Source organism: Vibrio sp. HB236076, assembly GCF_040957575.1.
GTDB lineage: Bacteria > Pseudomonadota > Gammaproteobacteria > Enterobacterales > Vibrionaceae > Vibrio.
In genome coordinates this window covers 538658-562511 of sequence record NZ_CP162602.1, presented here as the reverse complement: position 1 = coordinate 562511, position 23854 = coordinate 538658, and the positions used below count along the sequence as shown (strand labels likewise).

Genomic DNA, 23854 nt, shown 5'->3' with positions numbered 1-23854 from the left:
TATTAAGCGGTTTGAGCTTCTGCTTTTGCCGGTGCTGGGTTGCGAATTAAGTAATCAAACGCACCAAGGCTTGCTTTTGCCCCTTCACCCATCGCAATAATAATTTGCTTGTATGGGACGGTGGTGACGTCACCGGCGGCAAATACCCCTTTCATGGAAGTGGCACCGTGCGCGTCGACTTCAACTTCGCCGCGAGGAGAAAGGTCAACACCAGAACCTTGTAGCCACTCGCTGTTTGGCACTAGGCCGATCTGAACGAAGATACCAGCAACATCAACCCATTTGGTTTCACCTGTGTTGCGGTCTGTGTATTCCAGACCCGTTACACGAGTGCCATCACCAAGGACTTGTGTGGTTTGCGCCATCTTAATAATTTCGATATTTGGCGTTGAGTTCGCTTTGTCGATCAACACTTGGTCTGCACGCAGTGTGTCAGCAAACTCAAGCACCGTTACATGTTCAACGATACCAGAGAGATCAATGGCCGCTTCAATACCTGAGTTACCACCACCGATAACCGCAGTGCGCTTGCCTTTGAACAATGGACCGTCACAGTGTGGGCAGTAAGCCACGCCTTTGTTGCGGTATTCTTGCTCACCTGGAACGTTCATTTCACGCCAGCGAGCACCAGTGCTGTTGATAACAGAGCGCGCTTTTAGTACCGCACCGCTTTCTAGTTCAACGTGAATGTAACCATCTTCTGTCTGTTCAGCGTCGGTAATTTTCGCCGCGCGTTGCTCAGTGATCACTTCCACACCGTATTCTTTCACGTGTTCTTCTAGGCTAGCAACCAGTTTTGGACCTGTGGTCGCTTTTACCGAAATGAAGTTTTCGATTGCCATAGTGTCCATCACCTGACCACCAAAACGCTCAGCCACGATACCGGTACGAATGCCTTTACGCGCAGCATAGATAGCGGCAGAAGAGCCAGCAGGGCCACCACCGACGACGAGCACGTCGAACGGCGCTTGTTGGTTAATGGCTGCGGCTTGTTTTTCCGCTGCGCCATCATCCACTTTATTCAAAATTTCAGCCAGTGACATACGGCCTTGACCAAACAACTCGCCATTGACGAAGATACTCGGTACCGCCATGATGTCTTTCTCTTTCACTTCGTCTTGGAACGCCGCACCGTCGATCATCGTTGTGGTGATCAATGGGTTGATTGCCGACATCATGTTAAAAGCTTGCACAACTTCAGGGCAGTTTTGGCAAGACAGTGAAATAAAGATTTCTACATTGAGTTTTTTGTCGAGTGCTGCAATTTGCGCAATCGTGTCTGCTTCGAGTTTAATCGGATGACCACCACTGTGCAGCAGTGCAAGCACAAGCGAGGTAAACTCATGACCCATAGGTAAACCGGCAAAACCAATCGCCGTGCCTTTTTCTGGGTTAACCACACGCATGATCGGCTTACGTGCACTGGCGTCATCACTACGGACCACTTCTATCTTGTCGCTCAAAGACGCGATATCTGTCGCTAATGACTCAAGCTTAGATGCCGTCTCGCTGTCGTCGAGGCTCAGCACAAGCTGTATATTTGTTTTTAGATTTTCTAGATAAGCTTTTAGCTGTTGTTTCATTGCTTGGTCTAACATAGTGATTCCTATTTAACTCATGGATCGAAGCATAAAAAGAGAGAACGACACTCATATCGCACTCAAGACACCAGAAAAACGATTAAAAATCGCACAAAAAGGCGTTTCTGGCGAATTAAAAAGCGCCTACTGTGAGGCGCTTACTTCAAACTATCTTAAAGACAGCTTAGATTTTGCCTACTAGGTCAAGAGAAGGTGCTAGTGTTTCTTCGCCTTCTTTCCATTTAGCTGGGCAAACTTCACCTGGGTGAGCGGCAACGTATTGCGCTGCTTTCACTTTGCGAAGTAGGTCTTCTGCATCACGGCCGATGCCTTCTGCAGTGATTTCCATCGCTTGGATGATGCCTTCTGGATCAACGAGGAAAGTTGCACGGTCAGCAAGACCTTGACCTTCACGCATTACATTGAAGTTGTTTGTGATAGTACCGCTTTGGTCACCAACCATGTAGTAGTTGATTTTGCCAATCGTTTCTGAGCTATCGTGCCATGCTTTGTGAGTAAAGTGAGTGTCAGTTGAAACTGAGTACACTTCAACACCACGTTTTTGCAATTCTTCGTATTTGTCAGCAACATCGCCAAGTTCAGTAGGACATACGAACGTGAAGTCTGCTGGGTAGAAGAAGAAAATCGCCCATTTACCTTTTACATCTTTCTCTGTAATTTCAACAAATTCGCCATTTTTATAAGCTGTTGCTGCAAATGGTTTGATTTCGGTATTGATCATGATTAACTCTCTCAATGTAGTAAGATTTGTACAAGGCGCTTCCCCGCGCCGTTGAAACTATAATGCCCCTTTCGCTGTAAAAGGAAAAATCGACATTCCCTATTATATTAATAGTATTCGCCTATCATAAAAACAAAATTATTAAATAATAACGATTTATTTGTTTTTTTAGCGCACTGTGGAACCAAAACAAAATACCCATAGTGTTAACCAATTCACAAAAAAACAAAAACAAAAAATTAACAACTAACCCCAAACAAAAACGCCTTGGTAACAATAGCCGAAGAAACTGTAATAAAATTACAACAAAACGGGCGTTTTTGTTTGTTTTTCATTCATCCTTGTCCCAGTCTGATTCTGTATGTGGGCGATGATAGCGCAGCAATCTCCTTAGTCACGCCTCACTGTCAAACAGGACCATACGAAGGTTTGTCGTGCGTTATCGCTCTTTACTGACACAGGTTTGGTTACGGCCTAAGGCTTTGGCTTGATACAAGGCTTGGTCGGCGCGGCGAATGACCTCTTTGACCGAGTCTTTTGCCGAAATGGTGGTGCAGCCAATCGAAATCGTGACTTGGTGATTGATCACCTGATGTTCTTGTTCAATGGCAATGTGAGTTTGAGCAAGAGAAAGGCGTATTTTCTCTGCCACTTTGTAACCAATATCGAGATTGGTAAGTGGCAATAGTAAGGCGAACTCCTCTCCGCCTAAACGAAATAAGGTGTCTGAGCCCCGAGTAACTGACTTCATTTGTTGACACACTTGCTGTAACACTTTATCGCCAGCCGGGTGACCAAAGCGATCATTAACCTGCTTAAAGTGGTCAATGTCAATGAGCAGCAGACAACAATCGGGCTTGTGCTTGTTGGCCAAGGTGAGATCAAAGATTTTTTCGAAATGAGCGCGGTTGTACACCCCGGTCAATGGGTCGGTGTAGGCGGCGGTGGTCAATTTTCTTTCCAACTGCCTGCGTTGTTTGTCCGCCCTTTCAAATAACAAACCACTAAAAAACAGTGAAAAACAGATATAGGTACAAATCGCCACCACGTACAAGGCAAAGCTTTTGTTGGCATTGTCTATCACCTGGACAAACAAATACCCACCAAACAAACAAAAGACAATCGCACAAATCAATTGCACTCGAATCATTTTGGCCGCAAACGTTGGCATCAAGAAGGCTTTTAGTACTCCTTTGTGGGCCGTGGTCAATAGGCTCGCGATACCTAACAAGAGACCCAGTAACGTTGTAGGCAAAGACATTTGTCCATGGAAGCTTTCAATAGAATAAATATAGCCGACGACAGACACAAAGGGTAAGAACAAAGCAAAAATGGCGGTTGCTTGAGCCAAAATCCACGAGCGGAAAAACAACAAGCCCAAAATAGAAAACGACAACCCCGCTTGAGAAAACGCGGTATTGGTGCCCATTTGCACACCGCTCGGTATTGAAAAGCCCAACGTTGAGGTTAGCGCCTCAACCAAGAGTGCGAACCAAGATTGCTCCCCTGTCGCCACCAACCGGATCGCCACCATCACCGAGACTAAAGTCACCAGCGCAAAAGACACCAGACGATGACGCCGCAAAAACAGCAACGACAATGCCAAAAGTAAAAAGTTGAGCGCGGTGATAGGGTGAGTGCCAGGCCCGCCGGATAACGGTTGGTATATTCTTATTAAATCAAAAGGATAAGAGAGTAAAATAAAGCTGCACAACGCAACCACAACCCACACAAGTCGGCGGCTTAGCAGTAAACTGGATGAAATGATTCGATAATGAGAATTTGGCATAGTAGGCCGTTTGTCTTGTTCAGAACGTCTGTATCGCGCAGACACAGCTAATTTTGCCATACTAAAGAGCCTTAACGTTCAATTCAACTCTAAACACTTTTCATTGGTTATTTTACCTGCTAACTTGCTTTTTATGACACTAAATTAACATTCAGCCATACCACTATGACAGTAACGAAAGACTGAAACCGCCTCAGTGACGGTTCAAGGAGTGAACATGAACAGCAATATTCTTCAAGGTTTGACCGAGCTTCCCTCGGGTAAGATCCCTATGTTAGAACAATGGCACCCTCCTTTTTGCGGTGATATTGATATTCAGATCAAAGCGAATGGCGATTGGGTTCACGAGGGTTGTGTCATTAAACGTATCGGCTTAATTCGCCTATTTAGCCAAGTGTTATGGACAGAAGGCAACGAGGTATTTTTAAAAACCCCCGCGGAAAAAGTCAGAATTCAAGTCGAGGACGCTCACTTTTTAGTCACCGATTGGCAGTGGGTCACCACCCCCAAAGGCGCAGCGGTTCAATTTACCACCCTAACAGGAGAGTCACCGACTTTAGGCATCGATTGTGACCTATGGCTAGCGGACTTTCACGGTGAGCAGCGACCTTACATCTCTATGCGCTTTGGAATGAAAGCCTTGTTACAGCGCTCGACCTTTTATTCGTTAGCCAACGAACTTATAGAGATAAAAACCGCCCAAGGTCAAGGCATGGGACTCTACAGTGCTGGACAACACTATTTGTTACTGCCCGATGAAGAAACCTTGAACGAGTGATCGCAATGCACAAAGCTCAAAAACCTCGAGCGCGTGCCAAAAGTGTAAAAAAATGATCATTGCGCTGAGAATTCACCCGACAAGTCGTTAAATTGACACATAAATCATCTACTTTATTGATGGACAAACGTCATTGAAACGAGGTGAATTATGAAAATTTTGTTTATCTGTCGCCATAACAGCAGCCGCAGTATTTTGGCTGAGGCCATTGCCAAACGCTATTTGCCTGCTCATTTTGAGGTTGCCAGTGGCGGCAGTCACCCCAAAGGGGAAATCAATCCGAAGCTCGCCGAATATTTATCTGATAATGGATTTGATATCAGTGAATTGCGCAGTACCTCTTGGGAAGAAAAATTGGCTTTTCATCCGGATCTCATTATTACTGTCTGTGATAGTATGCACAATGAAACCTGCCCAAATTGGCTGTCATCGGGTATTCGAGTGGCTTGGGATTTAGAATCTTTACCGGAGCACAACGAGTCGAAAAGTGAGTTTTACAGTCTTTGTGATAATTTTGTTGACCACTTAAAACAGCGTATCGAACGCTTGGCGAGTTTAAGCCTCCACTCGATGGATGCACAAGAGCTCAAAGAAAAAGCCCTGCAAGCCTCCTACCTTTAGGTCGCGACCAACGCGATATTGTACGACCTCGCTGACAAACGCATCGCAAAAGCGAACCAAACATTCGCTTTTGCGGGCTAAATTCGAGTCGACACTCAATAGTGACCCAGATTGATTCACCTCGTTTCAATCACAATGAGTCCAATGATCAACTTCCTCTAGCTGACCAATAACCGGCCTGTCACCAACACCTTCATGGTGGCCTTAATACGAACGCCTATCAGCAAAGTCAATAAAAACAAATGTGACCACGTCACATCAACAACTGGATAGCACAATAGAGCAAGGTTAACGCTAAGATTTTATTGATGACTTTGCCGTGTTGCTGAAACTGTGATTGCAAGAGTTTTCCGGCAATGGCCCAAGTCAAATTGCTCGCTAAGGCTATAAAAGCCAACAATAAACTTGCCGATAAGATCCACTTGATATCAGTGGTATAAGGCAATACAAAAGTCGAAATCGACGTGATGCCATATAAGATGATTTTTACGTTCACAAACTGCAAACCAAAACCAGCCAAGAAGGTTACCCTCTCCGAGCGCTCGGTAGCCGTGGTCAGATCACTGTTGGCAATTGTCCAAGCAAGCCACACGATATAGGCCGCCCCCACCCACGTAAGCCATGGCGTGATCACGGGCAGTAAGTTGACCATGTGATAAGTAAAAACACCGCACAACAGCATTAAAATAATATAGCCACAGAACATGCCCAAAATGACTTTAGTGGAATACTTAAAACCGCGCTGCGTGGCGATACTGAGCGATAAAATATTATTTGGGCCCGGTGTAAATGAAGTAATAATGACATAAGTAAAAAAGGCGGTAAAAATCGCACTCATCGCTGTCTCTCCTGTTTTTTGTGCACTATACTCACCTTCAATAAATTTAAAAATCAAATATATTAAAACTAATAATTTGAATTTCTCGAACTATTTGTTAGGAGTTGGAGGATGAACTTAAAGCGCTTTGTCACCTTTAAGACCATTGTTGAAGAAGGCTCATTTTTAAAAGCAGCGCAAAAGCTCTACTGCACGCAATCAACAGTAACATTTCAAATCAAACAGTTAGAACAAGATCTCTCATTACAATTGTTTGAAAAAATTGGTCGCAAAATGGTTCTAACCCAAGCGGGTAAAAAGATCCTACCTCATGTCTATGAGCTGACGCGGGTCATGGACAATATTGAAGGCACTGCGCAACAAGAAAATTCGGAGCCAAGCGGTGAATTAACCGTTTTGATCGCAGAAACACAACTGGCTTATAAAATGGCCAACGTGCTAAAAGCATTTCGTCAAAAAGCGCCTAAAGTCAAACTTTCCTTACAATCACAAAATTGCTATAAAATTCGCGATGAGTTAATTGCAGATAAAGCCGACTTAGGCGTGTTTTATCACGTTGGTAACGAAGAAGCCCTCAAAGTACATGAGTTTCGACCCGAGCCGATGGTATTGGTGACGTCGCCCCTGTTAAGTGACTTCAATGTCCAACAACCAGATCAGCATATCGAGGTCAGTTTTATCAGTAATGGGCCGCAATGCCTATTTCGTCAGAGCTTTGAGCGCATTATGCAAGAGCGCAATATTCACATCGATAACATGATTGAGCTCAGTAGTATCAATACCATCAAGCACTGTGTAGAAAGCGATATTGGTATTACTTACCTGCCTCGTTTTACGGTGGAAACCGAACTGCAAGCAGGATCGCTACAAGCGATAGAATTGACAGAAGCACCGCAAATGATTTATCCGCGTTGTGGCTACCATGCCGGCAAGTGTATGACGCCCGCCATGCAAGTGTTTATCGATTGCATGTACAGTGAGTACCAACATATTGACTCAACTCAGGGGTAAATCAAATTCATTGAGATGACCGAATTGAAATGCCCTATTGGTTGCTTTAAAAAAAGCGAGCTTAGCGCCCGCTTTTTAAAAGCCTAAAGTAATCGCTAGCGTCTATTACATCGCAGCAAACTGGTTCATGGTATTGTCCTTGCCTGACGCTTTTAAAGCATGAGTACCGGAGAAGTACTCTTTGTGATCATCACCAATATTCGAGCCCGACATATCTTGGTGTTTAACACAGGCAAGTCCCTGACGGATCTCTTGTCTTTGTACTTCCTCAACATAAGCCAGCATGCCCTTATCACCAAAGTACGCTTTGGCTAAATTATCTGTCGACAACGCCGCCGTGTGATAGGTCGGTAAGGTGATCAGGTGATGGAAAATACCCGCTTGCTGAGCTGCCTCTCGCTGGAAAGCACAAATGCGTTGATCCGCCTCCTGCGCCAATTCACTGTCATCGTACTGTGCCGACATCAATTGGTCTCTTTGATAATCCCCCATGTCACGCCCTTGTTCACTCCAAGCGTCAAACACTTGTTGTCTAAAGTTGAGTGTCCAGTTGAAAGACGGACTGTTGTTGTAGACCAATTTTGCATTCGGGATCACCTCGCGGATCCGATTGACCAAACTGGCAATTTGACCAATATGCGGCTTCTCGGTTTCAATCCACAGTAAATCTGCGCCATGTTGCAGTGAAGTGATACAATCGAGCACGACCCGATCGCCGCCCGTATTCGGCTTAAAACGCACTAACCCATTGGCAAGACGGGTTGGCTTAATCAAACGATCGCCTTGTTTCAGTAACATATCCCCAGACTGGATCTGGGTCAGGTCGGTCACTTCTTCGCCATCAATGAAGGCGTTGTATTGCTCAGCAAGATCGCCAGGTGCCTTTGATACTGGGATTTTCTGGGTTAAGCCCGCCCCCAAAGAATCGGTACGAGCAACAATGATCCCTTCTTCAACACCGAGCTCCATAAAGGCATAACGCACCGCATTGATTTTTGCCAAAAAGTCTTCATGAGGGACCGTCACCTTGCCATCTTGGTGGCCACACTGCTTGGCATCGGACACCTGATTCTCAATTTGAATACAACAAGCGCCGGCTTCGATCATCTTTTTGGCGAGTAAATAGGTGGCTTCTTCATTGCCAAAGCCCGCATCAATATCAGCGATAATGGGCACAACGTGACTCTCGAATTGATCAATTTTTTCACGCGCCGCCTGCGCTTTCAGTTCATCGCCTGCGGATTTCGCCTCATCTAAATCCTTAAACAAATGTTGCAATTCGCGAGCGTCGGCTTGCTTTAAGAAAGTGTAAAGCTCTTCGATAAGTTCGGGGACCGAGGTTTTCTCGTGCATGGATTGGTCGGGCAAGGGGCCAAACTCAGAGCGCATCGCCGCCACCATCCAACCCGAGAGATACAGGTACCGGCTGCGGGTACTGCCAAAGTGCTTCTTAATTGAAATCATTTTTTGCTGACCAATAAATCCGTGCCAACAGCCAAGCGATTGGGTGTAATGGGTTGGATCCTTATCGTAATTTGCCATATCTTCACGCATGATTTTCGCGGTGAACTTAGCAATATCTAACCCGGTTTTGAAGCGATTTTGCAACTGAACACGCGCAATGTATTCTGGGTTAATCGCAGTCCAGTTTTGGCCTTGGCGGCGAATGATCTCAGCGGCGTTTTGAATCGTTTGATTGTAGGTTGTCATAGTGGTTATCCTTTTTATATAAGTGGCCTAGGCCTTGTAGGTACAGAGAATAAATTTTGGTTTATCTCGCTTGTTTCGCCAGTCTTCTGTGCGCGTGTAGCAGGGGTTCTGTGTAACCATTTTCTTGCTCTACCCCCTTAAAAATCAGGTCGTGTGCGGCTCGAAACGCACGGTTTTCATCGATGTTATTGGACATCGTCAAATAACCTTCGGTGTCTGTGTTTTGCTCGTCAACCACTTTGGCCATGCGTACCATCGCCCTTTCAACTTGCTGCTGAGTGCACACGCCATGCAACAACCAATTCGCCAAGTGCTGGCTTGAAATACGCAAGGTCGCACGGTCTTCCATCAGGGCAACATGGTTGATATCCGGTACTTTCGAGCAACCGATCCCGGCATCAATCCAGCGCACGACATAGCCTAAAATCCCTTGCACGTTATTGTCGATTTCGCGGTCTATTTGTTCTTGTGAGAGGCTATCGCGCTCTGACATCACGGCAATCTTAAGTAAATCTTGTAAGAGGGTCGGCGGCCGCTGTTTGATTCTTTGCTGCTCGGCAAAGACATCGATACTGTGATAATGCAGCGCGTGCAGCGTTGCGGCGGTGGGGGATGGGACCCAAGCGGTATTGGCTCCAGATAGAGGATGAGCCTGCTTTTGTGCCATCATCGCAGCCATCTCATCTGGCATGGCCCACATTCCTTTGCCGATTTGGGCTTTACCGGATAACCCGCATTGCAAGCCAATGTCCACATTGCGATTTTCATAGGCGGCAATCCACGCTTGCTTCTTGAGGGCTTCTTTCGGTAAAAAAGCACCGCAATGCATACTGGTGTGGATCTCATCGCCGGTGCGGTCGAGAAACCCAGTGTTGATAAAGACCACTCGGTGTTTGGCCGCTCGGATACACGCTTTTAAGTTCAAACTGGTGCGCCGCTCTTCATCCATAATGCCGATTTTGATGGTATTTTCAGCCAGGCCGAGCATGTGCTCAACGCGTGAGAACAATTGACAACTAAATGCCACCTCGTCGGGCCCGTGCATTTTGGGCTTTACAATATAGATACTGCCAGTTCGGCTGTTGGTCAGTGCGGTTTGGTTTTGCAAATCTAACATCGCGATCAAACTGGTGACCACCGCATCGACGATACCCTCTGGCACACAATCTCCTTGCGTGTCGTGGATCAAATCCGTTTCCATCAGGTGGCCAACATTGCGAATTAACATTAAAGATCGCCCTGGCAAAACATAAGGCTGACCGTCTAAATCGGTATACTCACGGTCCTTTTGCAATCGACGCGTCATCGCTTTGCCTTGCTTGTCGAACTGAGCGGTTAGCGTCCCCTGCATCAAGCCGAGCCAGTTGCGATAGATCTCTAATTTGTCTTGGGCATCCACTGCCGCGACCGAATCTTCACAATCCATAATGGTGCTGAGCGCCGACTCAATCACGATGTCGTTTATGCCAGCACGATCCCTCGAACCATTAACGCCACTGGCATCGAATTGTATCTCAACATGTAAACCATGGTTTTTCAGAACCAAGGACTCGGGCTGACAATGACGGCCGTTAAACGCCACCAGTTGCTTGGGTGATTTAAGGCCTGATTTTGAGCCATCGCTGAAAAAAGCCAACAAGTGATGGTAGTAAAGCACATAACTTGTCACGTCTTGATGAGATCCATTATGTAAAGGAAACACTTGATCTAAAAACGCCTTGCTTTGCTCAACCACGCGATCTTTGCGATGATTGATATCGTGTTTGTCCGCTTCTTGGTGGCTGAGCGCGTCGGTTCCATATAAGGCATCGTAAAGGCTGCCCCAACGCGCGTTCGCCGCATTTAACGCAAAGCGCGCGTTTTTCAGCGGCACCACCAGTTGGGGGCCAGCGAGGGTGGCAATTTCAGCATCCACATGCTGGGTTTCAATCTCAAAATCGTCACCTTCATCGACCAAATAACCAATATCCTGTAAAAATGCTTGGTAAGCTTGTGGGTCGGTGGGTTGCCCTGAGTGGGTTTGATGCCAGTCATCAATCTGCTGCTGCAGGCGAGTACGCGTTGCCAGCAGTTGACGGTTGACCGGTGAAAGGTCCGCCAATAAACATTCAAAATCACGCCAAAAGGTGTCTGAGTTAAGTTCTAGTAAGGGCAAGACTTCGTCATTGATAAAGTGAAAGAACCCTTGATTGATTTTGATATTTTTAAGTAGGGGCATGTTCATTTCAGATATCCTTTTGCGTATTTTTATTGTTGAGGTCAAAAAGCAATCACTTGTCGCTTGATTTTTAGTCTATTTGAAAATAGTTTGAAATTTCACAATAAAAATTACACAGTGTGAATTTTACAAAAATGAAGAATAAAAATACCCTATCGCGCAAAACCCACTTTTTGGGCACCAAAATTCGCAACCTCAGAAAACGCAATCGCCTCACCATGGAAGACTTGTCGGCGCGTTGCATTAAGCTCGACCCAGACTGCGCGCCGTCTGTGTCGTATTTGTCGATGATTGAAAGGGGGAAACGCGTTCCCAGTGAAGAGGTGTTGGAAGTCATCGCTGAGGTCTTTCAAAAAGACATTGCATGGTTTCTCGATGACCTTCCAGAGCAGCAAGCCATTACCCCAAACAAGGGCTCAAGCGGCGGTATTAGTGGCATGGCATTAGAGCCCAACTTTCTATTTTCAAAAGAAATTTTACAGATCGCCATCCCGGAAATTTTGTCACAGACCGGGACCAGTGGTCGGCAATTTGCCCACCTGCTGATCCGGGCGCACCAAGAACACCATCAAAATCATTTCCCAGATTTAGAGCGGGCAGCTGAAGAGATCGGTCAAAAACGACTGCCATTGAGTTTGGAAGACATGTTGATCATCACCAAACAACACGGGATTGAAATAAAGTGGTTTAGCCGCACGCCAAAATCGGTGCGCGACACGATGCACCTCGAGCGCCAGCATATCGTTACCTCCTTCTTCGAGCCGCCAAAAACCATCTACATCAACAAAATCATGGAGCGCTATCCGATCCGATTAAAGTACAATCTGGCGGTGCATATTGGCCACAGTGTGCTGCACGATAATGATGGCATGCGCAATGTGTTAGTGACCGGCAAAGACGAGATCACCCCACTGCAAGAGCGAAGTCATCCCGCGCCCAACTCTGGGATGGATGCGCAAGATATCTTGAAAGCGTGGCGAGATTTTGAGTGCAGTTTTTTCGCCGGCGCTTTGCTATGTCCGAAAGTCCCTTTTCGGCAAATGCTGGATAGAAACGGCTATGAGATTGAGACCTGTCAGATGGCTGGCGTCTCCCCTTCGGTTGCGATGCGTCGAATGACGGCGGTTTCTCCTTACCCACATTGGCATTATTTCGATGCCTATCCTCCGGGTAAACTCAAAGCCGTGTATCGCGGTAATGGCATTCCTCTGCCGTGGGGCAACATGCGGCTGGTCGAAGACCCTTGCCAACATTGGGCGGTATTTCGCATGATCAATGCGCCTTTGACCGGCACGTCGTCGCAAATTTCGATTCTCAATGTCGGCGAGCAGCCTAGGATCTATGCGTGTGAATCGATTAAGGTATCGGATCTGGCCAACACACAACACGTACTGTGTTCCGGGATTGATTTAAACCCCGCTATTGAAGCGCAAGGGTTTGATGCCATCAGTATTGCCGAGGAGTTAAAACGCACGTGTGTGAGCAATGGCGGCTCTGCGCCGATTCCAAGTACACTCAAAAAAGAACTGCTGACGGTAGCCAAAATTCTCAATATTAATTGGGTTGAAAGAGGGATCGAAAACGAGGCGCGAACCATTTGTTCTCGAGGTGCGGTGTGCCCGCGAACCCCGAGTTGTTATCGCAATGGCGAAGAGCCGTAAATTAAGCGTATGGGTCAATCGCTGTGGCAACCAAATACCTGCCAGTCTCACTGATAGCGGGTTAAAAAACTCGATAAGGTCGCCAAGAAAATCACGGGGAGAATAACCAGCTAGATTATTGGCTTTATTAGAAAAAATCTTGCCTTGTTGTGGAGATTTTTCCTGCGTTATCCTTGACCACACGCAGTCAGATTGACAGTAAACTATGGAGAATTTTCTCTTTGAGGGTGTGAACATCCGTCGGCCCATTGCCAATCAACCGGTTGTACCAAACCCCATCTGCGGTATACCTGGCCAACTGGCATTGCAGGCTCTGGTCGGTCACTTGATATTGATTGAGCATTCCCTCTAGCCAAGTTTTCCATTGTTGGCGGCAGTCCTCATCGCCAATCAGCAAGGTAGAGAGCGCCGCAATAGGACGATAATGTTCATCTTCGAGCGTTTTAAAACACGTCTCAACATACGCTTTTGTGAACGCAACGTCCGTGACGTCATCATCACTTAATACCTTGAACAACTCGGTTTCAAATAAGGCAATCAAAGAATCAAACACCGAGGATAATAACGCTTGCTTGTTTAAGTAATGATGCGTTAACGCACCCTTTGAAACCCCAGCCCTTTTACAAACCGCTTGGGTCGTGATTGCCAAAATCCCACCTTCGAGCGCTAAATGAACCGCGGCATTAATCAATGCCTTTTTCACCGCGATTGGGTCTTTGTTACGTCGATGTGATTCACTCATGGTGTTTAATGCCCTGTGGATTGAGAAAACACGTTAATCACCACAACCCCACTGACAATCAGGGCGATACCTAGCATGGCTGGCATATCTAAGGCTTGATTGAACACGACCCTGCCGATGACCGCAGTCAGTACGATACCTAAACCAGCCCAAATCGCATAAGCAATACCCAGTGATACCCCTTTTAACGCAATGGACAGTAGATAAAATGAGGCGCAATAAAACAAGACCGCCAGTACACTCGGCGTCAGTTTAGTAAACTGCTCAGATTTGGCTAAAAATGTGGTTCCGAGTACTTCATTGACAATGGCGAACCCAAGGGCGACATAGGCCAAAACGATTGAATTCATGGTGACTCCTCCTAGTTTCGCCAAAACATACCAAACGGTCTGTTTGTTATCAAGGTATTTGATGATTACACAGCCCATTCGTTGTTCGTTGATAACCAGTGAGTCATGTGGGCTCAGTTCGTAATCACCGTATCTTTGGATACTCAATAACGCGGAGCCTAATCGCTTTGCAAGAATATCATTAACTTATAATAATCAAGCGTCATATCACCATCCACGAATGAAAAAAGCCGAGTGTTGGCAAACCGTGCGGTGACGTTTAATGGAATTCTGCCGTTCGAGTGGTTTAATCAAAAATCTCGTAATGGCGCTCAACATTGGCGGTAACTTGCCCCCAATAGGAATGCTTTACCCTAATCTGATGTTGGTCAAAGGCCTGCCTATCGGTGAACACTTCATAAACATCAAATCGGTTTGGGTTCGCCTTGTTTTTCGTTACTGAAAATGCCAAGCAGCCATCTTCTTCCAGTGTCAGTTTGGTGTGTGTGGGGAGTTCTTGCTCAACAATTTGTAGATCTTCACACGGTACTAATATAAAGCCCTTGAGTATGATTTTAGTCATGTGCGCGCCTTGTCATTGACATTCTATTCGCGAGCATAAATAAAAAGGCAGCGCTTTGCCATCCCCCATCAATGGGTAAATCTAAGACAACACACCTGACGATTGTAGAATAATTAACCACTTTTACGTATCGCAACTGCCCGCAGAGATTGGACGCCGGTGAGTGAGTAAGTTGACTAACAAGTATTTAATCAATGAGTTCAAAGATGAACAGGCAGCCTTTATCTAAGCGACCAAATTTTCTTACCCACTATCGCTAGGCAAGTTGAGGCTCATTCGTTCAGTTGGCAATGATAATCAGACAAAAAATGATGATAAGTATTTTTAGGATACCCTTTGATTACCCTATTCTCTCCCTAATTCACCCATCTCAACAGAAAAAATAAAATTATTTTTAAACAATAAGTTAATGAAAATTCGGTGAGTATTTATGGTGGTTACTAAAAGTTAACTAATTGAACTAGACATGTAGGTAACCATAATAAACCGCAAGAGAGGCGTCATGGGTCGCTCGATAAAAACAGTCAAATTATCGAAGGGTTAATTATCATGAATAACGTTCTAATCATAAACGCACACCAACCATCTCCATTTTCTGAAGGCAAGCTCAATGCGACCTTGGTCGAGAAAGCGCGCGAACAGTTAGAGTCAAAGGGCCACCAAGTTCGCGTAGTAACGATGCAAGATGACATCGTGGTTGATGAACAACTGGCACATTTTGAGTGGGCAGACCGAGTCATTCTTCAGTCACCAGTCAACTGGATGACAATCCCGTGGTCTTTCAAGAAATACATGGATGATGTATTTACCGCTGGTATGGGAGGCGCGTTATGTGCATTTGATGGTCGGACTCCAGAGGAGCCAAAGAAAAATTACGGCACTGGTGGCACGCGTACTCAGACGAAATACATGCTGTCTTTAACACTCAACGCACCTGAAGAGTCATTTAACGACGATAGTGAGTACCTATTCCAAGGTCGTAGTGTGGATGATTTGATGTTCCACATGCACGCCAACTTCCGCTTCTTTGGCATGTCTGCATTGCCCACATTTGCTTGTTATGACGTCATGAAAAACGCCGACATTGAAAACGACTTCGCTCGATTTGAAGCTCACCTAGACGCCAACTTTTAAGGAGATTGTCATGAATACCGAATTTACTTACTACAATGCACAAACTGCCCCTGAAGAGTCTAAGGCACTGGTAAAACAGTCACAAAAAGGCTTTGGTATGTTACCTAATTTGCACGCCGTTCTCGCTGAAGCACCAGCAACCTACGAAGCGTACAATACCACTTTTGATCTTTTTATGAAGAACACGACATTTAGCCCTTTAGAGCAACAAGTGGTCTTTATGACCGCAAACTTTGAAAATAACTGTCATTATTGTGTTCCTGGTCACACTTGGATGATGAAAGCAGGCAAAATGCCAGATGAAGTGATTGACGCATTACGTGAAGGCACAACGATTCCAGATCCGAAACTTCAAGCTCTGCATGACTTTACCAAAGCATTGCTTGATAACCGTGGTCATATTGGCAATCAGAGGCTACAAGCATTCCTAGACGCAGGCTTTACCAAACGCCAAGCGCTTGAAGTTCTGACGGGACTGTCTGCAAAGCTTATCTCAAACTTCACCAACGCACTGGCACACACTGAACCCGATGCCCCATTCCAGAAGTTCGCTTGGACACACCCTAGCGAGCGTTGATCTCAATAAGCCGTTACCAAAAGCCCGTCAAAGCACTGTCTGACCTCATGGCTACAGTGCTTTGCGCAAGGAGACATGATGAACAGTACCATTGACATCGACATCATTCATGGTGTCATTTTCCCTTGGTTAACCACTGGTTACGACCATTCAACAGTGGCAGCCAACAAGCTTGGCATTGAGTGACTCTATGTTTAGCGTTTCAAGCCAGTGACTCAAAGCATACTCATTGCCACAGACTTCATCTTGTCATATTTTTAAAAACCTTAGCCAAGCGATCAACCCAAGGAGCTAACATGGCATACTCACAGAAACTCAAAGCGGGTGACACTTTCCCTACCTTAAAGGCAACAACACTGGATGGAAACGAAGTCACGCTGGGCCAGCCTCAAGGCGATGCCACCTGGCAAGCGGTGTTTGTCTATCGTGGTAAGCATTGCCCACTCTGCACCAAATATCTCAATGAAATAGAGAGTTATAAACAAGCCTTTAGTGATGCAGGTGTGGATATTCTGGCGGTTTCTGGTGATTCGAAACAACAGTTGGAGGAGCACCAGGAAAAACTCAATATCAGTTTTCCAATGGCTTATGGCCTAAGTGAGCAACAAATGAAGACGCTGGGGCTGTATATTTCTCTACCGCGTTCTGCCGCCGAAACCGACCATAACTTTGCAGAGCCAGGGCTCTTTATCGTCAATGAGCAGGGGAAGTTGCATGTGGCTGACCTATCAAACAACCCATTTATAAGACCTGAGTTAGGGGCGCTGACACGTGGTTTAGCCTGGATTCGCGATCCAGTAAATCACTACCCTATCCGTGGGACACTAGACTACTGAGTATTATCAACAAATTTTGGCCAAGGCAACCAGGATAGGTTGTCTTGTCACACAGCTTTAGTGGTGAATGTGACTCAAACTATTTCAGTTGTACATTGTTGCTTTCAGACCATTTTCTCAACTCTTCCAGAATCGTTAGCGCACTTTTACCAAACTCAGTCAGTTCGTAACTTACTGCTAGTGGCTTATCATTGAGCACGCGGCGTACCACCATATTTTCACTTTCGAGTTCTTTTAAGCGCTGGTCCACCATCTTCTTACTTGCCCCGCCTAGCATTCTTGAAAGATCATTAAACCTCACCGGGCCATCTTTCAAATGGTAGATGATAGAACCTTTCCATTTTGACCCCAAGATCCGCATCCCTTTTTCTATCGCACAAGGCTCCGTACAGGCATCAACAACACTTTTACGCCCTTTTAAGTCAACTTCAACTTTTGCTTTCATACTGCCTCGAAAATCCAGAAACTAGATAACTGCGGTTTCACTTAATCCTATAAAACCACGGTGCTTTGCTCTATTTACCACATCAGAGTCACACTGCCGAACCATTGAATTCGCCTTCGTCATCCATCATGCCTCTTGCGTGGACACGTAGAGAGCGAAGAAGTCACCTTAGGGATGATAAGTATCGACCGAAGACACACTTAAGCTTCCATGTTGAGCATCACAATAACGCATACACTTTGATGATAAGAGCCCGACTCATGATAAGTGACCCCACAAAGAGAGTGGATAGATAAGTCAACGCCACTGATGCTTTGCGGTATATATTAGTGACCTGAACGTTGAATGCAACTAGTAGACTTTTAGTAACCTGGTTCTGTGCTAGACGATCATCACGAAAAACACTCCCCCAATATAATACAGTACAGGGCCGATGTTTTTTTGAAACCACTTATGGGGCGATAAATATCACTGGCAAAAGCAAATAGCGCTATGGATGTACTGCCATACGCTGCTTAGCCTTTCCAGCATAAAAACAAAAAAGCGAGCATCAAGCTCGCTTTCAACTCTCAGTTAATAAAAAGAAATTTACAGTAAGGCTACCGACTGCTGGGCGATCACCAACTCTTCATTGGTTGGGTTTCTATAGTATCGCATCTACTAACAGGGATTTGGACAGAAACGTTTTAGATCTAATGCTCTATAGCGTATAGGAGAATTAGAAAAGTATGTTGATTACTTGAACGTTTGTTAGCCTTTGTGGTGCATCTTGATTAAATGTTTCATGAAGGAGGATGTCATCTCAAAGATAAACTCAACCTCTTCCTCTACTACAGCATCATTGTGCTTAACAAATGCATTCTGATACTTCGTATAGTAATCGACCAAAGTTCTAAACATATTAGAAAAGTGCTTTGATCCACCTTTAGAGCTAATAAACTGTCCGATTGAAGGGACTTGGTTTTCTAGTGACTTTTCATTGCCAAATACCTCTTTTAGGAGTAGCTCCAAAGACAAACGTAAATCATCAAGTAAGTTACGTTCAAAAACGTTGTTGTTGAACTTTGTTAGAGCAGTTAGATAAACAGCCTCACTAGTTGGGAAGTCAGACAGAAACGACTTAACTTCTTCGACTAATGGCTGATTCAGAGTCGTATCGACTACATTGCCGAAAACACTACTGTAGCGTGCGATAAGTTGTATTTTTAGGTTATTAATATCTTCCGCTACAGGCTGAGGTAACTTAGGGTGCTTACAAAGCTCTCTTATAATTTTGTATTGCAACTCTGGTTCAAAAACCTTTAAGTTATCTAACAATGCGCTTCTCTTATTTGGCGCATCAAATGGATAGATACTATGGGGAATTTCAACATCAAAATCATACGCATAATCGTTAAATACTTTGACGATGTTTGAACCAGACAAACCCCATGTAGTATCACCAAGAATATCCGATGCTCTTGTTAAAAAAGTATTTGGAATATTATCCACGAAATTTCTCCTACGAAGGCTAACGCTTAGCTCAATAGCCGAGTGATGGCGCGTCATTTTTCTCTGCAAAATGCATGAAATTACGAGGCCTATTGCAGCGCCTTGTTATAAATTTATTCGGTGACCCCTATGTGCCGTCTAAACTCAATTGTTAGCAGATTTAGTATTTGAGGGATTGATTTTGTTAGTTCCAGAGCTTCATTTTTTTGACTTGTACCACCGTCAAAATCCCCCGATATAAATCGGCGTTCTCCCGAATTATACTTTTCAACCCCCCAAAAAGCGTCATTAACTAAAGCGCTTATCAGCGTATCAATATCTTCAGGGATCAATAGCCTATTCCTACGCCAAAAAGTTCGTAGTTCAAAATATACACTTTTAAATTTTTTCTCATTTTCATCACCTAGAGCGCCCTGATTCATAACTACATTCATGTAAAAATCAAGATCAGAAACGTAGGAATATAGCTCGGTAAACGCTAGTGCTTGCCGTTCATAAACACCCGAAGTTTTAACATTGAATTTTTGAGTTGCTCTTCCAAGCTCAGTTTTAAATAAAGATAACTCTTTTTCAGAAACCGCTTTGGCTGAAGTCTCATAATTTTTCTCAGTTACTTTAAATAGATGCTCAATTGTCTTCTTTGCTAGATATGTCAATGCACCGACTAATATCGTTGGCTGCCAAAATAGATTAATAAACTCGTTCATATCCATTAAACTCTAGAAATTTATAACTCCGCAAACAGTGGCGCTTACACCAATGTTGCAGCAACAAAAAACTTTAAAACCACAAGTACCCAAGCGTTAAGCGCCCATTGATTTGCTTTGTTATGTTTGTACTTGAAGAATGTTCAGTTCAGAGAAGAGAGGCGGCACGGCAGCCGGACTGTTACGTGCCTAAGCAATTACACTTTTGACAAGAAGATAGTAGTAAGCACTGTAAGACAGAACGCAACAGGCGGCGTAAAAAACACCACTAAGGTGCCAAACAGCACACCAAAAGCTCCGAGCCTCAGGTGTAAGCTTGCTGAACTCGCCAACGACTGATTTACCATAGGCAAACCCTCCATCAACTGTCCCCAGTCTTTCAAAATACTAGGCATAGGGACGTCCAGACTTTTGCTACTTTTTTTAAACCCGCTTATTTAAGGAGTAGCAAACGTAGCGGGACAGTTGACAACATTGAGATAAACTCAACGCCGTACGTTCGTAAACTGTTGCATACTCTATCTGTATCACTATGAATTACAACAGGAATTGATAAAACATAACAGTTCTTAGGTGAAAAGTGTCAATGTGACATTGTCCGCCTAATCACAGTTTTAGTTTTTCAGCTACTTTCAACTTCATGATTTTTTTGTATGAAAAAAATTTTTTTGAAAGTTCGTCGTAACAAAATTCCGACAATGCCTTGGTTAACAGCTAAAAAGACGACATAGATGATTATTATACAACTATACGAGAGCATAATCATTGCTAAGTTTGGATATTGAAAAAAATTGTGTGAATGTGGTATTTCGTAAACAAAAAAAATGGGGCAGAACCGAGTAAGATTTAGCCCCAAAAGTCGTGTTAGCTCGAAACTGGACAATAATGAGTCATCCACTTTGCTAATTTAGCAAGTAATTAATTACTTTTTTTAGGGTAAATGTATTCAGTTGATGTATCTATTTACAGTGCGCACTCTGCCTAATGCGTCTAGACAGTGTTCATAACAAGGCGAAAAGTCTAGGATCATTGAGTATCGCTTTCTTAGAAATGACGTATCATTAGCAAATGTTCAATTTTTAGCACTCAAAAACAATAAACTACGTAACAAATGATTACACGTAGTGGTAGCATGTTATATCAACCAGTTGCACAGGCTAGTTAATATGAGCTATCACTTAAATAACTTCCTACGAAGCCAAATTTCAAACAATGACCCTTCATATCTTTATCTATTGCACTTAATTAAGAGTAAGAAAGGCAAGAAACTCACAAAAAGTGTATTCACAGAACTAGGTGATATAGAAAAACTAAAACGAAGAGCTATCAAATATGTGAATCGATACAGAAAGTATGTTGACCCTGAAACGGAGATTGTACGTGATGGGACTTCAGCGGTGCTCACTGAGTTAAAATCAATCCAAGTGAAAAACTTTAGAGGCTTTTCTTCGCTAAACGAAAATGACGAGGGCACATTGATACCTTTTACTAAAGGGGTCAACGTATTTTTTGCACCGAATGGTGGAGGAAAAACATCGTTGTGTGAAGTCATAGAGTATAGTCTTACGCGTGATGTTAAAGAGGCGAGCAGAAGAAATACTTCACTTAAGAATTATATCAAGAATGGCGGCCCTCATAAAATCCAGTGCAAATTAGCCAGTGATGGAGATGTTCCTGTATCGTCATATTGGAATAGTTGCTTTATTGATAGAAATAGACTTCAAGAGTTCTCTTTGCTCGGCTCAAAAGATACCAACGTTAAGCAATCAGATGTACTAGCTATTTTATTTGAACTAGAGGAAATAGACGAAATAATAAATGGAATGGTTAAGCCTACATCGTTTAAAGCTAGTGAGTTTATTCGCACATTAGGTGAAAGCAATCAGATAACGGCTGTAGATAATCTAATCAGAAAAAAGGAATTGCGAAGGAACGAAATTCTACACATTAGAAATACCGAGTTGAAGATCGCTGAGGTTTTGGGCCTTACACAATTTGACTCAGTAAATGTTGAATCAAGAAAATCCTATTATACAAAGTTAAAAGCTCACTTAGTGACATCAACTCAACAATTTGAATCATCCAGTGAAGAATTACAGTTCCACAAACTGAAAAATTACATAGATTCAATCTATCGACTAAATAACACGCTCGAAGAGAAGAGAAATAAACTGAGCGTCGATGCAAGCAAGGTGAATTATCAAAAGCTTTATAATGCCATTAAAAACTTGGATGACATTTCAGCGCTTGAAATTTGCCCCGCATGTGAAACACCTATTGATAACGTTCATAAGCATCCCCGTGATGTTGTAAGAGATGAATTGCCAAAACTTGATCACCTTCACCGATTAACTAGTGCCTGTAATACAATCCAAGAACAAATTCAGTTGCGAGTCGATACATCCGCTAGTTATGTTCAAACATGTCTGAATGAACACAAAGACTCGCTTAGCGTACAACTTAAAACGATACTAGAGGAGATTTCTGATTGTGATAAAAGATCGGTATCAGAGTATGTTGTCAGTTTAAGCAAAATAGTCCCATATCTCAAAGAAGTAGAAATCCTAAATAATTCTCTAAAAGAAAAGAACAATAGGGTAAGTTCTCAGGCTTCACGATTGATATCCTTAAATTCAAAAATTGAACTAATCGAAGAGAAATTACGTTTATGTACGGTACACGAAACTGAAATTACTGCAAGTAAGAGAGTATTAACAGGCCTTAACAGTGAAATCGTTAACATTCTAAGTGATATTCACGCATACAAAGCGCAAATTTCGAAAGACTACATTTTCAATGAATTCGCTAACAACCTCGAGGCAAGTTACAAAAAGATCTATAACGAACTAAACTCGTACAAACAGGAAGTAGAGGCGGAAAACATTAGCGGAATTGAACTATCTACATTAAGTTACTATAACCAAATAAATAAGCATGATGCGCCAAGTGATCTAGTTTCTGAAATTAAATTCAAGCAAGCTAACGGGACATATCGAATTATACTAAAAATGCAAGATGACAAAGAAGATGATGCGTTTTGTGTACTCAGTGAAGGGCACCTTAGGGCACTGGGCTTAGCCTTGCTTTTATCCGTAGCTAAGAAAAATTGTCATCCGATCATAATTTTTGACGACGTAGTTAACGCTATTGATACTGAACATAGGTCAAACATTATCGATATGTTCAGTGAAGATAGTTACTTGAAGGATACGCAAAGAATAATTACGACACATGATAGGATGTTTTGGGAAAAAATATCTAACAAGAACAAAAAAGCCACCGATGCAGATACTTTCTCAAGTCACGTATTGAAATCGACTAACAGAGGTATAGTAATACAGAACTTTGGTGTTAGCTATTCACAAAAAATAAAAGACGCCTTCGAGGTATACGATATACGGCAAGCTTTGGTTTATTCAAGAATTTGGTTTGAAACGATGGTCAATGAGTACTGCGTAAACAACGAAATTCAAGTAACAACTCGGTTTACAAGTAGACAGTTAAAGAAAGACAATTGGTTGGAAATTAGCTTAGAAGCTACTTATGCTAAAGTAGCTGAATCTCTAGGTGAAAACGTTACGACTTTTAACTTTTTGAAAAACGATTTAATTAACTGGGGAGCGCAAAATCAGGAGCATCATGCTTTCGATGAATACAACTACAATTTTTCGCACTCTACAACTAGTGTAGAAGTCCAAAGTATCTATGAAAAATTATGGGTCTTGGAAGCGCAGTTTAAGCCAACTGAAACAGTCGAAAAGCTGAATAGAGAAAAGAGCGAATTGGAAAAGACTAAACGACGTTTGGTTCAAATCTTGAGTAATGAAAACTTTGTCGAAAAAGCTCGACATGAAGTCGTACAAGCTCGTCGTGACAACCTTAGTAAAGTTGATAGCGGTTTGGACTTACTAAATAAAATTTTAGAACAAGTTTAGTCGTGGGCTTTTAGTAACTTTGAATCCCCCATGATACATCACGTGGATTCACAACGAGCAACATTATATGAATAGATAACTTTTTGTAGGGAAAATGTAGATTAACAAAATGTGAATGATCAAAGGC

Annotated in this window: 20 protein-coding genes; 8 read left to right on the top strand and 12 right to left on the bottom strand. The window is 43.6% G+C overall.

Annotated elements, in window-relative coordinates:
• Positions 1-2: 2 nt before the first annotated feature.
• The 3 genes from ahpF to AB0763_RS15770 all read right to left on the bottom strand — a co-directional run bounded on the left by ahpF (position 3) and on the right by AB0763_RS15770 (position 4171).
• The gene (ahpF, locus tag AB0763_RS15780) at positions 3-1598 is read right to left on the bottom strand and encodes an alkyl hydroperoxide reductase subunit F (RefSeq protein ID WP_306099406.1); all 1596 of its coding nucleotides are present in this window, start codon (positions 1596-1598) and stop codon (positions 3-5) included.
• Between the two features lie 166 nt (positions 1599-1764).
• Positions 1765-2322, bottom strand: coding sequence for an alkyl hydroperoxide reductase subunit C (ahpC, locus tag AB0763_RS15775; protein ID WP_306099405.1), 558 nt, complete (start codon positions 2320-2322; stop codon positions 1765-1767).
• A gap of 439 nt (positions 2323-2761) precedes the next feature.
• Positions 2762-4171 carry a GGDEF domain-containing protein gene (locus AB0763_RS15770; RefSeq protein WP_306099404.1) on the bottom strand — a complete coding sequence of 470 codons (1410 nt, stop codon included), beginning with the start codon at positions 4169-4171 and terminating at the stop codon, positions 2762-2764.
• 157 nt (positions 4172-4328) lie between these two features.
• Here AB0763_RS15770 and AB0763_RS15765 point away from each other — a divergent pair, with 157 nt between their 5' ends.
• Together AB0763_RS15765 and AB0763_RS15760 are read left to right on the top strand one after the other, a co-directional pair.
• Positions 4329-4889, top strand: a complete 561-nt coding sequence (locus tag AB0763_RS15765) for a DUF1285 domain-containing protein (RefSeq protein ID WP_306099403.1) — start codon at positions 4329-4331, stop codon at positions 4887-4889.
• 150 nt (positions 4890-5039) lie between these two features.
• The gene (locus AB0763_RS15760) at positions 5040-5510 is read left to right on the top strand and encodes an arsenate reductase ArsC (RefSeq protein WP_306099402.1); all 471 of its coding nucleotides are present in this window, start codon (positions 5040-5042) and stop codon (positions 5508-5510) included.
• Positions 5511-5763: 253 nt separating this feature from the next.
• Here the strand turns inward: AB0763_RS15760 and eamB are convergent, their stop codons facing one another.
• Positions 5764-6348, bottom strand: coding sequence for a cysteine/O-acetylserine transporter (eamB, locus tag AB0763_RS15755; protein ID WP_306099401.1), 585 nt, complete (start codon positions 6346-6348; stop codon positions 5764-5766).
• A 111-nt stretch (positions 6349-6459) separates the two neighbouring features.
• Here eamB and AB0763_RS15750 point away from each other — a divergent pair, with 111 nt between their 5' ends.
• Positions 6460-7359: a LysR family transcriptional regulator gene (locus tag AB0763_RS15750; protein WP_306099400.1), complete on the top strand. Its 900-nt coding sequence runs from the start codon at positions 6460-6462 to the stop codon at positions 7357-7359.
• 105 nt (positions 7360-7464) lie between these two features.
• Here the strand turns inward: AB0763_RS15750 and AB0763_RS15745 are convergent, their stop codons facing one another.
• Positions 7465-9069, bottom strand: a complete 1605-nt coding sequence (locus AB0763_RS15745) for an isocitrate lyase (RefSeq protein ID WP_306099399.1) — start codon at positions 9067-9069, stop codon at positions 7465-7467.
• Positions 9070-9130: 61 nt separating this feature from the next.
• Positions 9131-11293, bottom strand: coding sequence for a malate synthase G (locus AB0763_RS15740; RefSeq protein ID WP_306099398.1), 2163 nt, complete (start codon positions 11291-11293; stop codon positions 9131-9133).
• A 128-nt stretch (positions 11294-11421) separates the two neighbouring features.
• On the opposite strand from AB0763_RS15740, the gene AB0763_RS15735 reads away from it, so the two are divergent.
• Positions 11422-12948, top strand: coding sequence for a DUF3612 domain-containing protein (locus AB0763_RS15735; RefSeq protein ID WP_306099397.1), 1527 nt, complete (start codon positions 11422-11424; stop codon positions 12946-12948).
• A gap of 187 nt (positions 12949-13135) precedes the next feature.
• Here the strand turns inward: AB0763_RS15735 and AB0763_RS15730 are convergent, their stop codons facing one another.
• From AB0763_RS15730 to AB0763_RS15720, 3 genes are all read right to left on the bottom strand, one after another.
• Positions 13136-13690: a TetR/AcrR family transcriptional regulator gene (locus AB0763_RS15730; protein WP_306099396.1), complete on the bottom strand. Its 555-nt coding sequence runs from the start codon at positions 13688-13690 to the stop codon at positions 13136-13138.
• A 5-nt stretch (positions 13691-13695) separates the two neighbouring features.
• Complete coding sequence (locus AB0763_RS15725; RefSeq protein WP_306099395.1) at positions 13696-14040, bottom strand: multidrug efflux SMR transporter; 345 nt, start codon at positions 14038-14040, stop codon at positions 13696-13698.
• Between the two features lie 286 nt (positions 14041-14326).
• Complete coding sequence (locus AB0763_RS15720) at positions 14327-14602, bottom strand: putative quinol monooxygenase (RefSeq protein WP_306099394.1); 276 nt, start codon at positions 14600-14602, stop codon at positions 14327-14329.
• A gap of 549 nt (positions 14603-15151) precedes the next feature.
• On the opposite strand from AB0763_RS15720, the gene AB0763_RS15715 reads away from it, so the two are divergent.
• The 3 genes from AB0763_RS15715 to AB0763_RS15705 all read left to right on the top strand — a co-directional run bounded on the left by AB0763_RS15715 (position 15152) and on the right by AB0763_RS15705 (position 17149).
• Complete coding sequence (locus tag AB0763_RS15715) at positions 15152-15736, top strand: NAD(P)H-dependent oxidoreductase (protein ID WP_306099393.1); 585 nt, start codon at positions 15152-15154, stop codon at positions 15734-15736.
• A 10-nt stretch (positions 15737-15746) separates the two neighbouring features.
• Positions 15747-16313: a carboxymuconolactone decarboxylase family protein gene (locus AB0763_RS15710; RefSeq protein WP_306099392.1), complete on the top strand. Its 567-nt coding sequence runs from the start codon at positions 15747-15749 to the stop codon at positions 16311-16313.
• Positions 16314-16609: 296 nt separating this feature from the next.
• Entirely contained in the window at positions 16610-17149 is a 540-nt protein-coding gene (locus AB0763_RS15705; protein ID WP_306099391.1) for a peroxiredoxin family protein, read from the top strand.
• Between the two features lie 79 nt (positions 17150-17228).
• On the opposite strand, the gene AB0763_RS15700 is transcribed toward AB0763_RS15705, so the two are convergent.
• The 3 genes from AB0763_RS15700 to AB0763_RS15690 all read right to left on the bottom strand — a co-directional run bounded on the left by AB0763_RS15700 (position 17229) and on the right by AB0763_RS15690 (position 19798).
• Complete coding sequence (locus tag AB0763_RS15700; protein ID WP_306099390.1) at positions 17229-17594, bottom strand: helix-turn-helix domain-containing protein; 366 nt, start codon at positions 17592-17594, stop codon at positions 17229-17231.
• Between the two features lie 750 nt (positions 17595-18344).
• Positions 18345-19085, bottom strand: a complete 741-nt coding sequence (locus tag AB0763_RS15695) for a hypothetical protein (protein ID WP_306099389.1) — start codon at positions 19083-19085, stop codon at positions 18345-18347.
• A 113-nt stretch (positions 19086-19198) separates the two neighbouring features.
• Positions 19199-19798 (bottom strand): hypothetical protein, encoded by a 600-nt coding sequence (locus AB0763_RS15690; protein ID WP_306099388.1) that lies wholly within the window; start codon positions 19796-19798, stop codon positions 19199-19201.
• A 1160-nt stretch (positions 19799-20958) separates the two neighbouring features.
• Here AB0763_RS15690 and AB0763_RS15685 point away from each other — a divergent pair.
• Positions 20959-23727: an AAA family ATPase gene (locus AB0763_RS15685; RefSeq protein ID WP_306099387.1), complete on the top strand. Its 2769-nt coding sequence runs from the start codon at positions 20959-20961 to the stop codon at positions 23725-23727.
• Positions 23728-23854 lie beyond the last annotated feature (127 nt).